The sequence below is a fragment of the Shewanella youngdeokensis genome (assembly GCF_033180165.1).
GTDB classification, from domain to species: Bacteria; Pseudomonadota; Gammaproteobacteria; order Enterobacterales; family Shewanellaceae; genus Shewanella; species Shewanella youngdeokensis.
Genome location: NZ_CP136522.1, coordinates 1,886,628 through 1,902,625, shown reverse-complemented (window position 1 = coordinate 1,902,625; position 15,998 = coordinate 1,886,628). Strand labels below are relative to the sequence as shown.

The following is a 15,998-nucleotide window of genomic DNA, read 5'->3' as shown; positions in this document are numbered from 1 at the left end:
ATTGAATATTAATTTTGACTGTCATAATATAAATTCAATCACTTAACTTCTCTTTGGGTTTACTAATAGTGCTCAGCGCTATTTGTTTTTAAACTACAAGCATAGTCATTCTAGTACAGTCTGCTAACTTGCTATTTATATTTAATAAATTTCTTTACTCTTTTTTCATTATACTTTTTAGCTATATGCGTTTAGTGATTAAATATCTTTCTCTAACAATCAAAATACATTGTTATAAAACATTAATTAATAAGCATTATTTATTTAACTAGGAAATATGTTTATGACTTAACTATGGCAATGTAAATTCTAAATGGCAAAAAATCAGTTGTAATAATCATTTGAGCCACATAAATGACTGATGACCGCACGAGTATGTTGGCGAGTGACTCGGAAAGAACTACATCAACGATATTATTGCAGCCAGTATTGATGGAACAATCAATGACGATTTTAAGTTGATATGCCAAAGGCTTATGAGCGCAATGTTATAGTGTTTGCCACATAGGCGTTAGCGCACAGTCTTGGTTGACTCGTCTGTTAAATATGCTCGAGCATAGCGTATCTATGCTTAATACCTATCGTTCAATTTGCCCTCATATTAGCAAACTACAGACACAAAAAAGCAGCACATAAGTGCTGCTTTTTATTGAGTATGTTGTTAACGATTAATCGGCCGTTTTAGTGACAACGTCCCAGTTTCCTCCGAGTGCTTTGTGCAGTGCAATTGTCATATTGGCCGTTTGTAGTTTGGCGGCAATGACTTGGTCTTGCACTATATTTTGCTGACGCTGGGCGTCCAAAATTGATAAATGATCAGTAAGCCCTGCTTTATAAAGTGATTTAGCTTTATTTACTGCAAACGAAGTTGCTGTTGCCGCTTCGCTGACTAAAGTCACATACTGCTGACTTTGGCCGTAACCATTTAATAACGTTTCAACTTCACCAAATGCGGTTATCACTGATTGCTGATAGCTTAGCACGCTGGCATCAAAGCGTGATTGTTGCATTTCAACAATGGCATCACCTCGTCCGCCATCAAATACATTCCAACTCACTCCGATACTGCCAGCCCAAGCAATTGAGTCGCCATTGAACAAATCGTCAAAGTCTTTTGCTAACACCCCTGGTGCACCTGTTAAAAATACTTTTGGGTATTGAGCTGCAATTGCGGCTGCACTTTCTTCATTAAGCGCCGCCATTTCTCGTTCTGCAATCCGAATATCAGGACGTCGGTTAAGTAAATCTGACGGCAACCCCGTTGGGATCACGCCAGTAAAGCTTGGTAATGGCATGCTAGTCGCAAACCGGTGTTGGCTTTGCTTGGGAGTTTCACCTAACAAAATAGCTAAGCGCTGTTTATGCACATTTTCAGCAATATTTAGCTGAGGGATAACCGCTTTAGTGGCTGCTAACGCAGCGCGGGCTCGTGCTTCATCTAATGCTGAACCATAACCACTCTTTACAGTTAGCTTAACAAGCTCAAGCGTTTTAGCTTGATCTTCAACTGTTTTAAGTGCAATAGCATGACGTGCTTGAGCTCCTCGCATCTGCAGGTAGTTATGAATAACATCAGAGGTGATTAAAGTCGTTAAGCCCTCTCGCATGATCTCCATTTGCTCTTTACGAATAGAAGCCGCATTCGCTTGACGGTCAATCCGCCCAAACAAATCCACTTCCCATCCTATTGTCGCCCCAGCAAAAAATGCGCTGTTATTGTCTTCAACTAGGCCTAAATCTTCGCCCGTTAGTGGGTTCAAGGCCGTGATAGCCCCACCTAATAGTGGGTCATTTTCACTAAGTTGAAGGTTACCAAACCCAGCGCCCACACTCACAGTAGGAACTTTGAACGATTCAATCGCACTTTGATACGACTCAGCCATACGGATCCGCTGTGCAGCAACCTTTAATGGAATCGCTTGATTCTGAGCATCGACCACTAATTGGTTCAAAATAGGATCATTGAACTGTTTCCACCATGCATTAACTAGATGCTGATTGGCTTCGCCTACTTCAGTACCATCAACCCCTTGAAACAAGTATTCAGTGTCTAAGTTGCTTGTTGGTGCAACATAGTCGGGGCCAACCGCACAACCGGCCAACATTAATGCTACCGCTAAAGGCGCAAGTTTCTTAAAATTCATACTATTTTTGCTCCACAGTGGCTGAAGTTGATACATTATTTACTGTCTCATCAGTCGCTGCCTTAACACTATTATTGGCATCTGAGTTGCGGTAAAAAAGACAATATAACGCAGGCATAATAAACAATGACAACAATGTCGCAGCGGCTAAGCCACCAATAATGGTTGCGGCCATTTGGTCAAACAAACGGTCGCTAATCAATGGGATCATACCGAGTGCAGTCGTTAATGCGCCCATTGAAATCGCCATGGTGCGGTTTAAAGTTGCAGCTTTTACAGCTTCTTTTAACGGTTTTTTGTTAGCGCGTTCCAGTTCAATTTGATCCATCAGCACAATACCGTTTTTAATGATCATCCCCGCTAAGGTAATCGCCCCAATCAATGCCATAAATCCGAATGGTTTATCCAGTAGCAATAAGGTCCAGGTTGCACCAATCGCAGCTAAAGGTAGGGTGATCAAAATGATTATCGGCTGCTTAAAGCCATTAAACATCGCTACCATAATCACAATCATCATTAATAATGCTTTTGGCATCTGGCTTAATGTGTCGGTGATCGCACGGTTTTCATCGTAATATTCACCGCCCCATTCGAATGAATACCCTGGTGGCAATTCAATAGCTTCGATATCAGCTTTAATCAAGTTTCTAACTTGAGCCGGAGTTGCGTCAAATACATCAGCTTGAGCTGTAATTGTCGGCACTCGATTACGACGCCAGATCATGCTTTCTTCACTTTTAAGCTCAAAGCTGTCGACAACTTGCCCAAGCGGCACACTGTGAGTACCTAGCAATGATTTAACTGGCAAGGTGTCAATATTACTCAAATCAGCATTGGCACTTCTAAGGCTTATTGGGATCAGTTGATCATCTTGTACCAACGTGCCTACTGTAACTCCTTGTGTAGCCCGTTTAATTGCAAATGAAATATCAGTACGGTTAATACCCGCAAGTCTTGCCTGCTCTTGGTTAATTACAGGTTCAATCACTTTACTCATTTGACGCCAATCATCACGAACAGCCTTGGTATTACTGTTCGCACGCATAATCGCCTGAGCTTCGTTAGATAAACGGTGTAATACTGCTGGGTCTTCACCTGTAAAGCGAGCTTCAACACTGAACTTGTCTTTAGTCGCCAATTTTAACGCTCTAAAACGCGGCTCTGAATTAGGGAAGTTAGCAGCCAGCCACTCCTCACCACGCTTAGTTAAGCCTTCAATTCCACCATAATCCTTCACATTAACCACGATTTGGCCATAACTCGTGTCAAATGGTTCAGGTTCTACCGTCACAGAGAAACGAGGAGCACTGGCGCCTACATAACTTGAAATGCTGGTGACTTCAGGTTGCTTTAATAGCCAGCCTTCAATTTTTTGCATGTCTTGTGATGTTTGCGCTATATCACCACCATTGGGCTGCCAATAATCTAAGAAGGTTATTGCTCGGTCCGAGCTTGGAATAAAGTTAATCGCAACATACGGTACTGCTAATGCTGTGATCAGCATCATTGGGATAACCATAGAGATTGCTTTAACCGGGTTGGTCACAGTCCAGTTAACAGCCTGTTGGTAGCGGCTGGCTTGAACAACCTCACTGTCTTTTTTAGTACTAGGTTTAATCCATAACCAACACAGCAGTGGCGTCAGTGTTACCGCAACAAGCCAAGAGAACAATAGTGATGAACAGATAATTAAGAACACTGAACTGGCGAATTCACCGGCATCAGTTTGTGAAAATACCACAGGGCTTGAACCCATGATGGCAATCACTGTTGCAGCCAATAGCGGTTTAGACGTTTCTTTAACTGACTCTATCGCAGCTTGTGTACGTTCAATGCCTCTATTAAGTTTGGCAATAAACAGGTCAGTGATCACAATGGCGTTATCAACCAACATACCTAACGCTAATACAAAGGTACCCAGTGATACACGCTGTAAGTCAATACCAGCCATGTACATGTAGATAAAAGTTAACAAGATCGTAAACAGCAAGCTGCCGCCGACAATCGTTGCACTTTTAAAGCCCATAAAAATGAGTAGTACCGCAAATACAATAAGTACGCTTTCAAGCAGGTTAATTACAAAGTCTTCAATCGACTTTTCAACTTCATCAGGTTGAAAGGCAATGGTGCCAATCTCGATCCCTACTGGTAGCTCTTGCTGATAATCATTAATGATTTGCGTCATGGTATCGCCAAGACTAACAACATTAATACCGGTAACTGGGCTAATCGCCAATGTTACAGCAGGTAAACCATTAAACCGGCTGAGCGTCGTTGCTGGACTTTGATAATCCAAGCTCACATCAGCGATATCACCAAGGCGCAATAGACCCGTACTGTAGTTGCCCATTCCTCCTTTGATAGTTAGATTTTTAACATCTTCTACCGACTTAAATGCACTACTTTGATCTATACGAATACGCTCACCAGCAGCTTCATAACTACCGCTTTCGTATGTGAGGTTCTGCGTTGTAAGTTGACTAATCACTTGCGCTGACGACATACCATATTGAGCTAAACGCTCTTCTGGTAAATCAATATATACCGCTTGGCTTTGTACACCATGTAGTTCAATTTTTTTGATGCCATCAACCGTTTTAAGGCGACGTTGTAACTCTTTAGAATACTTACGTAATGCTTCTGGATCAGCATTTTTGCCGTAGACACTAAATAGCATGCCATACACTTCAGAGAACTCATCTTGCACAATGCTGATCTGCGCTGTTGCTGGCAATGTTAGCTTCACATCATTGACTTTACGACGCAGTAGGTCCCATTGTTGCGGCAATTGAGCGGAGTTCGTGCTCTCTTTTAAGTCAATAAAAATCATTGAGCTACCAGGGCGAGACAGCGAACGTAACTTCCACGTGGCTCCCATTTCTTGCAGCTTAGTCTCAATTTTATCCGTAACCTGTACCTCGACTTCACTAGCTGAAGCACCTGGGTAAAGTGTTAGCACTACGGCACTTTTAACTGTAAATGAAGGGTCTTCTAACTTACCTAATTCAAAGTAAGAAATAATACCAACGATAATACACAGTACACTGAAAAACAGTACAAACAGTCGCTGTCTGATGGCAAATTCGGCGAAATTCATAGTCTCTCCTAGTAGCTAAATGTTTTAGTCACAGTGTTAACAACTGCTTGTAACGGAGAAAGGTAATGAACACCTGCAGTGACGACGGCATCACCGGTTTTTATATCACCACTGATACAAACTCGATTGCTGTGCATAGACTCTACACTAATCAATTTTTGCTCAATTTTTTGATTGTTAACGATGTAAACGACTTGGTCATCGCCCTGCCCTTTAATTGCGGCATAAGGTACACAATAGCTAGATCCATTTGAATTTAAGTTGACTGACACAGTCACTGCTTTTCCTGGAAGAGCATTGCTTTGTGGTTGGTCAATACCAAACTGAACCGCGTAAGTTTGTTTAATTGGATCAGCTAAGGTATTCATTTCAGTGAGTTTTGCGCTCAACGGTGTATCGTTACCATGCCAAGTTACCGTGGCAGGTTGAGCAATAGTTAATTTATTGATTAAGTTTTCAGGCACATCAATCACTGCTTTCAGTTGGTTAGGTTGATGAATTGAAAACAAACCAGCACCGGGTGATGTTTGCTCGAAAGCATGTTGTGATTTTGATCCAATAACGCCACTAAATGGCGCAACAAGTTCAGTGTAACGCAATGCATCATTAGCTTTTTGAAGGTTTTGTGTCACAACATCAACCATTGCTAAGCTGCGCTGATAGCCACTTTGAGCACGATCTAAATTGACTTTTGAAATGGCATCGTCAGCGATAGCTTGTTTAACACGCTTAAGTTCAACCTTCGCAAGTTGATGAGCTGCCGTAGCTTCAGCAAGGCGAGCTTCGAGTTCGATGACCGTGACTTGATAATCATGTGGATCTAAGCGAGCAAGGACTTGCCCTTGCTCTACTTTATCGCCAGGTTTAACCAGAATAGCTTCGATTGTTCCTGAGACTTTGAATGACAAACTAGCAGCTTTAGTTGCTTGTAGTACCCCAGAAAACTGTTTGGCATTCGCTTGATGTTGGTCTGTTAACATCATTACCTGAACTGGACGCTCTGCTCGTGCAGAGTCGGAAACAGTATCTGATGGAGCCTGATTACAGGCCGTTACCATCACGAGTGCTAGTGGTGTAACGGCTAATTTAGCTATTTTTGATGTAGAGTTGGTCATTACTTTCTCCCTATGAAACGATTGGGAGAGAGTGTAAGTGTTTAACTTTACAAGATAATCAGCCTATACCGCACCAAACTGTCACGCATCTTGTGACAATCCAGCCATATTAGGGATCTCTTGTAATAGAAAATCAATCAATAGTCTTGTTGGTAAGCTAATGCCTTTTCTATCAGGGTATATCAACCATACGTCTTCTTTTGTTGATTCAAATTCGGGTAATATCCGAACCAAATCAGTATTTTCAATCGCTGCTAAAGCAAACAATGGCGGTAAGAACCCAATGCCTTGCCCACCAATAATGGCACGACGAACAAACCCCATATGATTACAGCTAAAACGACAATTAACCTTTACTGTATCAGTAATGAGATCCCATTTATCATCGAGTCTGCCATCTGGCCAGCGATAACAAATAGCATGATGTTGTGACAACTCTTCTAAATTTTTTGGCTCGCCGTTAGCCGCTAAGTATGCTGGACTTGCATAAATTGAACGACCAAGGCTCAAAATTCGGCGAGCAATAAAACCTGAATCTTGTACTTTACCCGCGTGAATAACAAAATCGAGTGCTTGGGTGTAGATGTCAGACACATAGTTATTGGTAAAACGTAAGTCGAGTTCAATATCAGGATACAGCTGTTGGAATTTAGCTAACGCTGGTTGCAGAGCTTCATCACTTTCAGGCAGAAAACCGACTTTAACTTTGCCAATAGGCTTTTCATCAATATCAAGCAGCTTATTTTTTGCTTGTTCAAAGCCATCAAGCACCGTTAATAACTCATGGTAATATGCTTCACCATGCTGCGTTAATCTAAGTTGACGAGTGGTTCTAAAGAAGAGTTGAGCATTAAGTGCACGTTCTAGCTCACCAATACGACGGCTTACATTGGCCCGTGGAAGATCTAGCGCATTAGCTGCTGCGGTAAAACTTCCGAGCTTAACCACTATGGTAAATAATTTAAGATCTTCTATGCGCATTTTATTATATTCCTAATAACCCATTTACAATCATACAGGTACATTGATTACAGCTGCCTCTATAGCAAAAAAGCTTAGTCATGCAAGTGACTAAGCTTCTTATCAATTTTAAAGGTTTTTATCTCACTAGCATAGTTATCTATGCTGTTAAGTGCTTATAAGCATATATAAAAACCTAGAATTGCCAGTTCATTGTCACACCAGCAACGGCAGAATTAAGGTCATATTGACCTACAAGATCGCCCGCTAGGCCTTCGTAGTATATTTCAGGTGCACCCATGTCAATGTATTCAACAAAAACATTAATTGAGAAATCTTCAGATGACTGGTATGTAAAGCCGGTACCAACTCGGTAAATATCATCAACAGGTAAATCTGGGTACTGGTTACTGATATTCTCAGCAGAGTCACTTAGTGGTGAAGTTTCGTAACTAACACCAAACTCAAAACGCCATTGAGGGTTTACTTGGTAATGCATACCCAGTGCAACGCTGTATGTGTCTTCCCAGTTTCTTTCAACGTTAGCTTGTAGGCCACTATCATCAAAAATCAGAACACTTGACTGGTTTTTACTCCAATCCTGCCAATCAGCAGACCATAAAAGAGCAAATTCTTGATTTAATGCGTGGTAACCACTTACCTTAATGATTGATGGTGCAATCATAGATAAACTAGCATCGTAACTTTCAACATTTCCACTACGGTCTAAGTTAAAGTCACCCTCTAAAGTATGCTCAAGTCTAGTACGCATGCTCATACCAATCATGTTCGAATCATCAATGGTGTAATGTAGACCAAGATTAAAACCAAATTCGACTGAGGCAGCTTCTAATTCTGAGTTGATATTTGGGGTAAAAGACTGTGTTTGTAATAATGATGCGTACTCAGATACAAACCCTAGACCGACTGCCCATTGATCATCAATCTTGTACGATACCGAAGCATTAACTTGTAAAGTGACAAGGTCAACTGAGCTAATAAGGCTAGCACCACGCCAGTCGTCACCGTAATCAACAGATGAACCACCTTGTGATGCCATCGCTAGACCGAAAGCCCACTTATCGCTCATTGGATTAACCCAATAAACCGAACCTAACGGTAAAGTACTTCCGGCATTATCAGCATCAAGTTGACTGTCAGTACCAGCAAAGTTGCCTGTTGACCCTTGATCTTCATAAGCAACATTTAAGTTAAAAACTTGCAGACTGCCTGTTAAGGTAGATTTTTCAACTAAACTCATCGCTGCTGGATTTGAGTAGGCGCTTTCAGCACCTTCAGAAATAGCCGCACTACCCGCACCAGCAGTACTAGCATTTAGACCGCCCAACTCACTTAATACAGTGCCTCCGGCAAAACTAGGCATAGAGACTAACGCAATGCTGACCGCTAAAGGTTTAAGTAGGAATTTCATTAATAAAATCTCAGAAGTAGTTAAATAAATATAATGATTAATTATCGCCGTTTACAGAAATAAAGAAGACTCGGAAAACTTCTAGTTTTCCCCCATCTAACTAAATATGCTATCTCTAAGTATTGTCAATAAATTGAGTTTGTCACTGAAATAAGGCAATTTATTTTTTAGGTAATACTAAACGCAAACCAATATCGGGCATAACTGCACTTTGACTTGCAGAATCCCTTGAGTAATTAAATGATTCATCAGTGCCATAAGCTAAACTGCCTCCCCGCACCGATTTGTAGGCTAAATGATGATTTGACTCAATAGAGTTAACCGGATTTATATTTGGGCCATAGCGGTAAAAATCAGGATCAAATGCATCTTCTACCATCTCTCCTATATTCCCAGTCATATCATAAATGCCTAATTCATTAGGTTTTTTAAGCCCTACTTGCTGTGCTTTATTATTTGCATTACCTGCATACCAAGCAACAGCATCAATATCATTTGAGCCGCTATATAGATAACCTTTACTTTTTATGCCACCTTTAGCGGCAAACTCCCACTCAGCTTCTGTTGGTAATCTAAATTGCAAACCAGTTTGTATATTTAATTGTTTTATAAAGTACTTTGCTTGCTGCCAACTTAAGTTGTTCATTGGCATGTTGTCTCCAAGAAAGTAAGGCGTTGCACCACTTAACACTTCATCAAATATGCCTTGAGTCACTTCATACCGGCCAATATAAAAACCATCGACAGTGACTAATCGTGCTGGACACTCACTGTCTGATGCGGCTTTACCACAAGCTGCTCCCATACTAAACTGACCGCCTTCAACCCAAACCATGTCAGCCATGACTTGTTGTTTTAATTCATTATTAATATTTTTGCTGTCCGATGATGCACACCCTTGCAATAATGCTAAACAAGTTAAGGTAGTGGTAAAAAGATAGCTAAAGCGCATAACAACTCCACAGAAATTTAATTTATATTTATATATATCACCAAGTGTAAGCAACTCGGTAAACTAACTTTATAAAAAAAAACCGCCTCTAAATAACAAGTACCTAGAGGCGGTTTTATCACGCTATAACATCAAAAATAAATGTTATTTAGTTTTGTTGTGCTTCAAGTGATTTTAACACTTTTTGCAATTTCAACGTGTTGTAGTTAATGCCTGCTGCACTGAAACCACTACCTGGTTGGAATGGGTAACCTTCGATGGTTCCAAAGAACTTACCAACTTCTTGAGACAACGGTACGAATAACCACATGTTGTCGATCATCCAACGTACATACATGCCAGACTCATGAGCTGCAATTTCAAATGGGTCTGCGCGTAGGTTTGTAAGAGAAGCCCAAGCTGGTACATTACGTACCGCAGACTGCATGTCACCATCCATCATTGCGAAAGACGCTTTCCAGTCTTTCCAACGTACTGCGTTAAGCTCACCGTTAGCACTGAAATACATTTTAGTGGTACGTGGACCTTCCTCAACTTCACCTTTGAAGTAAGGTAAGAAGTTGCTGCCGTCTAAATGTACACGCCAGTCTTTACCGTTAAAGCTCTTACCTTTCTTAAGATCTTCTACTAGATTATCTTCACCTGTAGCAGCTAGTAGAGTCGGCATCCAATCTTCATGCGACATCATAGCGTTAATCTTAGTTCCAGGCTCGATCACACCAGGCCAACGAACAAGCTGTGGTACACGCATACCACCTTCAAATGTTGTACCTTTCTCACCGTGGAATGGTGAAGTACCGCCGTCAGGCCATGTGAATTTTTCTGCACCGTTATCGGTTGAATATACAACAATGGTGTTATCAGCAACTTTTAGCTCATCTAGCGTATCAAGCAACACACCAACATGGTCATCGTGCTCTACCATTCCATCTGGGTATAAACCAATACCTGTAATACCGTCATATTTTGCTTTTAGACGTGTATGTACGTGCATTCTTGAAGCATTAACCCATACAAAGAATGGTTTTTCAGCTTTAACAGCTTGAGTCATGAATTTAATTGATGCGCCAACAAATTCGTCATCAGCAGTTTCCATACGCTTACGCGTCATTGGACCTGTATCTTCAATGCGTCCATCAGCGTAAGAATGGATCACACCACGTGGACCATATTTTTTCTTAAACTCAGGATCTTTTGGATAGTAGTAAGTTTCTGGTTCTTCTTCAGCATTAAGGTGGTAAAGGTTACCAAAGAACTCATCAAAACCATGGTTAGTTGGTAAATGTTTATCTTGGTCACCTAAATGGTTTTTACCAAACTGACCTGTGGTATAGCCTTTATCTTTTAAAAGGTCTGCAATCGTAGGGGCCCAATCAGGAATACCACTCTCAGAACCAGGCATACCAATAGTCAATAGACCTGTACGGAATGGGTGCTCACCAGTAATAAATGATGCGCGACCAGCTGTACAGCTTTGCTGTGCGTAATGGTCGGTGAATAAAGCACCTTCATTAGCAATACGGTCTAAGTTAGGTGTTTGATAACCCATCATACCTTGGTTATAAGCACTGATATTGAAGTAACCGATATCGTCACCCCAAATAACCAAAATATTTGGACGTTCAGGATCTGTCGCTGCCATCGCAGACGAAGCAGTTGCAATTAGGCCAACGCCAAGTGCAACCTTCGATAAAGCCTTTAACATGTTATTCCCCTCTTTTAGTAAATCTTCTTTACATGTATTAACATAGCTCAAAAGCCATGATTAGCAATCTAGCTTGTAAATATAGATAACATTAAACGTGTAAAGACAATTCAAAAAACCTCGGGAAAATACGAGTTTAATTATAATTGAGCAGTATAAGTGTGCTATAGGTATAATATGGCGACAATTTTTGGCCAAGGCACTTAATTGGCAACCTCATACATTCTCTATGTGTACTTTATATGTAATTCGGCTGGTAATTATTCGAGTTTTTATACGTAATTAAGTATTTAGTAGCGATAAGAGTCAATTCACGATACTTATAGTGCTTAAATGGCATAGTGAATAAAGGCAACTTAAGGTTAGGTAATATGAATGTTGAAATTTCAATCGCAGAACATTTTTTCTCTGACATATCCAACCGTTTGCTAGAGGAAGATACAGCCAATATACCTGAAGTCATTTGTGCTGGATTAACAGATTATTTGTCGCACGCTCAAGTTCAACGGATGTCTTTATTCAGAATCACCAAAGATCAACTGTTTGAAGGTGCCTATTCTGTTGCTGCGCCCGGTTATTCTCCCACTTCTACACTCGGCAAGGGTATTAAAAGCCCTTATCTCGATAAAGTCTCACAAGGCACAATGCTCATTCACTCAGGCCCAATCGAAGAGGTCTTTACCAAAGATGAGATAGAACTGGCCAATATGAAAGGAGTGATTGCACACGCAGTGATCCCCATTAAGGTTCGAAACCATGTATGGGGTGCTATCGCATGTAGTCGCTTTAAAGATCACAACAGTTGGGAACCAGTACTATTAGAACGCATTAAAACCCTAGGTCAGGTACTGGCTGCATCATACGAGCGCTATCATTTTTGGTTAGCGTTGCAAACCCAAAATAAAGAGCTAGAGTCGCTGTCTCGGCACTTAATGGAAAATCAAGAAAGTGAGCGCAGACTGCTGTCTCGTGAGTTACACGATAACTTTTCTCAACGGCTGGCTTTATTAACGATTAAAGCCAATAACGTGTTTGGTATTGTGCGAGACAGCATTAAACCTGAAGCTAAAGATCTACACACACATATTCAACAGATTGCCATCGATATGCAGGCTCTGTCTCGCTCTTTACATCCTGCTATGCTTGAGGATTTGGGTTTAATTGCAGCGCTAAAGTCAGAAGCCAGACGGATTACTGAAATCAAAAAGTTGGAGCTGCAAACCTTACTAGGTGATATCCCAGAGCTAAAAAAAGAGGTGTCTTTAAACCTTTATCGAATTTTGCAAGAATCACTCAACAACGTGATTAAACACTCACAAGCCTCGGCCGTGTTTTTATCATTAGAAATTACTGACGATGTCCTAACGTTACAAATCTTAGATGATGGCGTGGGATGTAAAGAACTACTAGAGGCCAACAAAGGTAGTATCGGTTTAGTGAGTATTCGTGAACGAGCTCAATTATTAAATGGAACAGCAGATTTTATCAGCCCTGACGAAGGCGGCTTTGTCGTTAACATTACTATCCCAACAATAAAGGAACATTATGAGTAAAATTATTATCGCCGATGACCATATAATTGTCGCTCAAGGAATCGCAGGCCTGTTAAAACCAGAACATCAAGTACTGGCGATAGCTAAAGATGGAGATGAGTTAATTGAACTCGTCAAAGAACATCAGCCTGAGCTGGTTATCACTGACATAAGTATGCCAGGTATGACAGGCATTGCCGCAGTTGCTGCGCTAAAAAGGATAAGTAAAGATCTAAAAGTTATCTGCCTAACTATGCACAACGAGCAAGAGTACGCTGAAGGTGCCATCGCTGCTGGAGCTCTAGGTTATGTGCTAAAACATGAAGCAACTGACGATTTAGTTGATGCGGTAAATAGCGTGTTGTCGGGTCAACAATATTTATCTAAATCGGTGAAAGTAGCAGATAACTCACCTAGTTTATCAGCCAGACAATTAAGTGTTTTACGACTTTTAGTCCAAGGTAAATCAGCTAAACAGGTCGCAGATGAGCTATATATATCCCCACGCACCGTTGAGTTTCACAAATACTCAATCATGAAACTTATTGACGCTAAAACCAGTGCCGAGCTTATTCAATATGCTCTTTCCCATGGGCTGGTTTAACTCAAATAGAGCTCATTAATTTTTATCGTCAAGGAACTGCACATCAAAATGACCAAAAAGAAGTTACTCGCTTTTAGGTGGTTTCGGCCTAACGTATTGCACGTGGTTGCTTTATTTAGCCTATTCGCCATTTCGCACTCTTTTGCGGCTGATTTTGTGGGCTCGTTTCAATGTCAGCAATGTCACCAACAAGCGTTTGATGATTGGACCGGCTCTGATCACGACATGGCAATGAAACATGCAGACAAAGATACTGTTGCAGGAAACTTTGATACACAGTTCACCTACCAAGGAAAACAAAACCGCTTTTTTACCAAAGGCGATGAATACTGGGTCAATATTGAAGATGCTAACGGTCAATTTAACGACTATAAAATTAGTTATACTTTCGGCATAGACCCTTTACAGCAATATATGGTCGAGTTTGATGATGGCCGAGTGCAATTGATCCCTTTTGCTTGGGACAATCGCCCTAAAGCCGAAAGTGGTCAAAAATGGTTTCACCTTTATCCAGACAATAGCGCAAAGCACGATGACTTTTTTTGGCAAAATGTTGGGCAAAACTGGAACTTCATGTGCGCAGACTGTCACTCAACCAACGTCAAAAAAAATTACGACTTTGAAAATAACCGCTTCAAAACCACCTTTTCAGAAATTAATGTTGGCTGCGAAGCCTGTCATGGTGCAGCAAGTGAGCATATGGCTTGGGCAAATAAACCTGGCGAGAAACCAGCTGCCAATGGGTTTAACCGTTCATTAATAAAGCCAGTATCAAATTGGACATGGCCTACAAGTGCCCACAGTAAAGCTAACAGCGATTCGAGTGCAAGTCATACTGCTACACCGGTCTCGGTACAACACAGCGATCAACTGCAAACCTGCGCGCAATGCCATAGCCGACGATTACAAATAAATGATAGTAATTCACTAGTTAATAGTGATTTTGGCGACCGTTATCAGTTAAACCTTATTGGGCAAGACCTATATTACGATGACGGGCAAGTCTTTGATGAAGACTATGTGTATGGATCTTTCTTACAGTCTAAAATGCATAAAAATGGAGTTGTGTGTAGTAATTGCCATAATCCACACTCTACAAAAGTTGTATTACCTGACAATACATTATGTAGCCAATGCCACAGCCCTGCAGAGTTTGATACCACAGCGCACCACCAGCATAAAACTGGTAGCACGGGAGCCCAATGTGTTAACTGCCACATGCCCCAAACTACCTACATGCAAATTGATAAGCGGCGCGACCATAGTTTTAGCATTCCGAACCCTGGTAACTCTGAGCGCATAGGAACACCAAACGCTTGTAATCAATGCCATCAAGATAAAGATATCGCTTGGGCAGTCGAAAAAACAACGACTTGGTATCCAACGTTAAATACCTTTGATAGTAAACATTTTAGCACCGCTTTTGCAGGCGCTAGAGCTGGCATACCTGCCGCAGCCGAGCAACTGTCTTATATTGCACAAGATATAAAGCAACCAGGCATAATTCGCGCAGCAGCGATTGAAAGACTACAGCAATACCCTGGTAGAAATGGCATCGTAGCGATAGCCAGAGCAATACGACAAGATGATCCGCTACTGCGGTTTGCAACAATTCAAGGCAGTACACCTTATCCAATCGCTGATAGGTGGCGTATTTTGGCACCGCTGCTAACTGATGACGTCTTAATGGTACGAAGCCAAGCAGCAGGAGCACTGGCTAGCTTTTGGCCTGAACTGACACCTGAGCAGCAAATGCAGCTTACTGCGCCTCTAGCAGAATATGTTGAGGTCTTGAAATTTAATGGTGACCGTGGCTTTGCTCGTACCAACCTTGCTCACCTTTACGCTAACCAAGGTAAAGTCACACAAGCAATCGCAGAATATAAAGCGGCAATTGCGGTGCAAGCCAATTATGCCGCAGCTTATGTTAACCTCGCTGATCTCTATCGCGGCCAAAATCAAGAATCTCTAGCAATAGAAACACTACAGCAAGGAATTCAAGCTCAACCCACATCTGGTACGCTGCAATTTAGTATGGCATTGGCGCTACTGCGAAAAAAACAGACTGAAAAAGCGCTAGAATATTTAGTAAAAGCCACCGAACTTGAACCCAATAATGGTCGATTTTGGTATGTTTACGCCATAGCCATAACCCCCACTTCAGTCTCTAAAGCTGGAACAGCCTTTAATAAAGCGTATCAAGTTAGTGGTAACCCTCAATATTTGTATGCTCTATGTGAATTGATGCTAAGTAACAATGCTCCGCAAGCAAAACAATGCTTACAAGAACTTTCGAGTCGTGCTCCTGCTGAGGCAGTTCAGCAACTTAAAGATAGATTTAATCAGTAGGTTAACTGTATATAATCGATATAAATTAAAAAAGATTAAGCCGATAATTAGCAGGCCATTTGATTAACAGGTAAAAACACCTGTTCTGTTACTTTTGTGCCAACTTTC

The 15,998-nt window shown here is 41.2% G+C and carries 10 protein-coding genes; 3 read left to right on the top strand and 7 right to left on the bottom strand.

All coding sequences use genetic code 11. From position 1 onward, the window contains the following. Positions 1-668: 668 nt before the first annotated feature. From RGE70_RS08215 to RGE70_RS08185, 7 genes are all read right to left on the bottom strand, one after another. Positions 669-2,144, bottom strand: coding sequence for an efflux transporter outer membrane subunit (locus tag RGE70_RS08215; RefSeq protein WP_310470992.1), 1,476 nt, complete (start codon positions 2,142-2,144; stop codon positions 669-671). A 1-nt stretch (position 2,145) separates the two neighbouring features. Further along, entirely contained in the window at positions 2,146-5,241 is a 3,096-nt protein-coding gene (locus RGE70_RS08210) for an efflux RND transporter permease subunit (RefSeq protein ID WP_310470991.1), read from the bottom strand. An 8-nt stretch (positions 5,242-5,249) separates the two neighbouring features. Further along, a complete protein-coding gene (locus RGE70_RS08205; protein ID WP_310470990.1) occupies positions 5,250-6,356 on the bottom strand; it encodes an efflux RND transporter periplasmic adaptor subunit in 1,107 nt (368 codons plus the stop codon). 81 nt (positions 6,357-6,437) lie between these two features. Next, entirely contained in the window at positions 6,438-7,337 is a 900-nt protein-coding gene (locus RGE70_RS08200) for a LysR family transcriptional regulator (protein ID WP_310470989.1), read from the bottom strand. Positions 7,338-7,512: 175 nt separating this feature from the next. Then, on the bottom strand, positions 7,513-8,748 hold the full coding sequence (locus RGE70_RS08195; RefSeq protein ID WP_310470988.1) for an OmpP1/FadL family transporter: 1,236 nt from the start codon (positions 8,746-8,748) through the stop codon (positions 7,513-7,515). A 160-nt stretch (positions 8,749-8,908) separates the two neighbouring features. Beyond that, positions 8,909-9,700, bottom strand: a complete 792-nt coding sequence (locus RGE70_RS08190) for a formylglycine-generating enzyme family protein (protein WP_375087915.1) — start codon at positions 9,698-9,700, stop codon at positions 8,909-8,911. A gap of 148 nt (positions 9,701-9,848) precedes the next feature. After that, the gene (locus tag RGE70_RS08185) at positions 9,849-11,405 is read right to left on the bottom strand and encodes an arylsulfatase (protein ID WP_310470986.1); all 1,557 of its coding nucleotides are present in this window, start codon (positions 11,403-11,405) and stop codon (positions 9,849-9,851) included. Positions 11,406-11,776: 371 nt separating this feature from the next. Between RGE70_RS08185 and RGE70_RS08180 the strand changes: the two genes are divergently transcribed. The 3 genes from RGE70_RS08180 to RGE70_RS08170 are packed head-to-tail and all read left to right on the top strand — an operon-like array spanning position 11,777 to position 15,890. Next, positions 11,777-12,958, top strand: coding sequence for a GAF domain-containing sensor histidine kinase (locus RGE70_RS08180; protein ID WP_310470985.1), 1,182 nt, complete (start codon positions 11,777-11,779; stop codon positions 12,956-12,958). Further along, the gene (locus RGE70_RS08175; RefSeq protein WP_310470984.1) at positions 12,951-13,541 is read left to right on the top strand and encodes a response regulator; all 591 of its coding nucleotides are present in this window, start codon (positions 12,951-12,953) and stop codon (positions 13,539-13,541) included. Before RGE70_RS08180 ends, RGE70_RS08175 begins: the two co-directional genes overlap by 8 nt. Positions 13,542-13,589: 48 nt before the next feature. Next, positions 13,590-15,890 (top strand): multiheme c-type cytochrome, encoded by a 2,301-nt coding sequence (locus RGE70_RS08170; RefSeq protein ID WP_310470983.1) that lies wholly within the window; start codon positions 13,590-13,592, stop codon positions 15,888-15,890. Positions 15,891-15,998 lie beyond the last annotated feature (108 nt).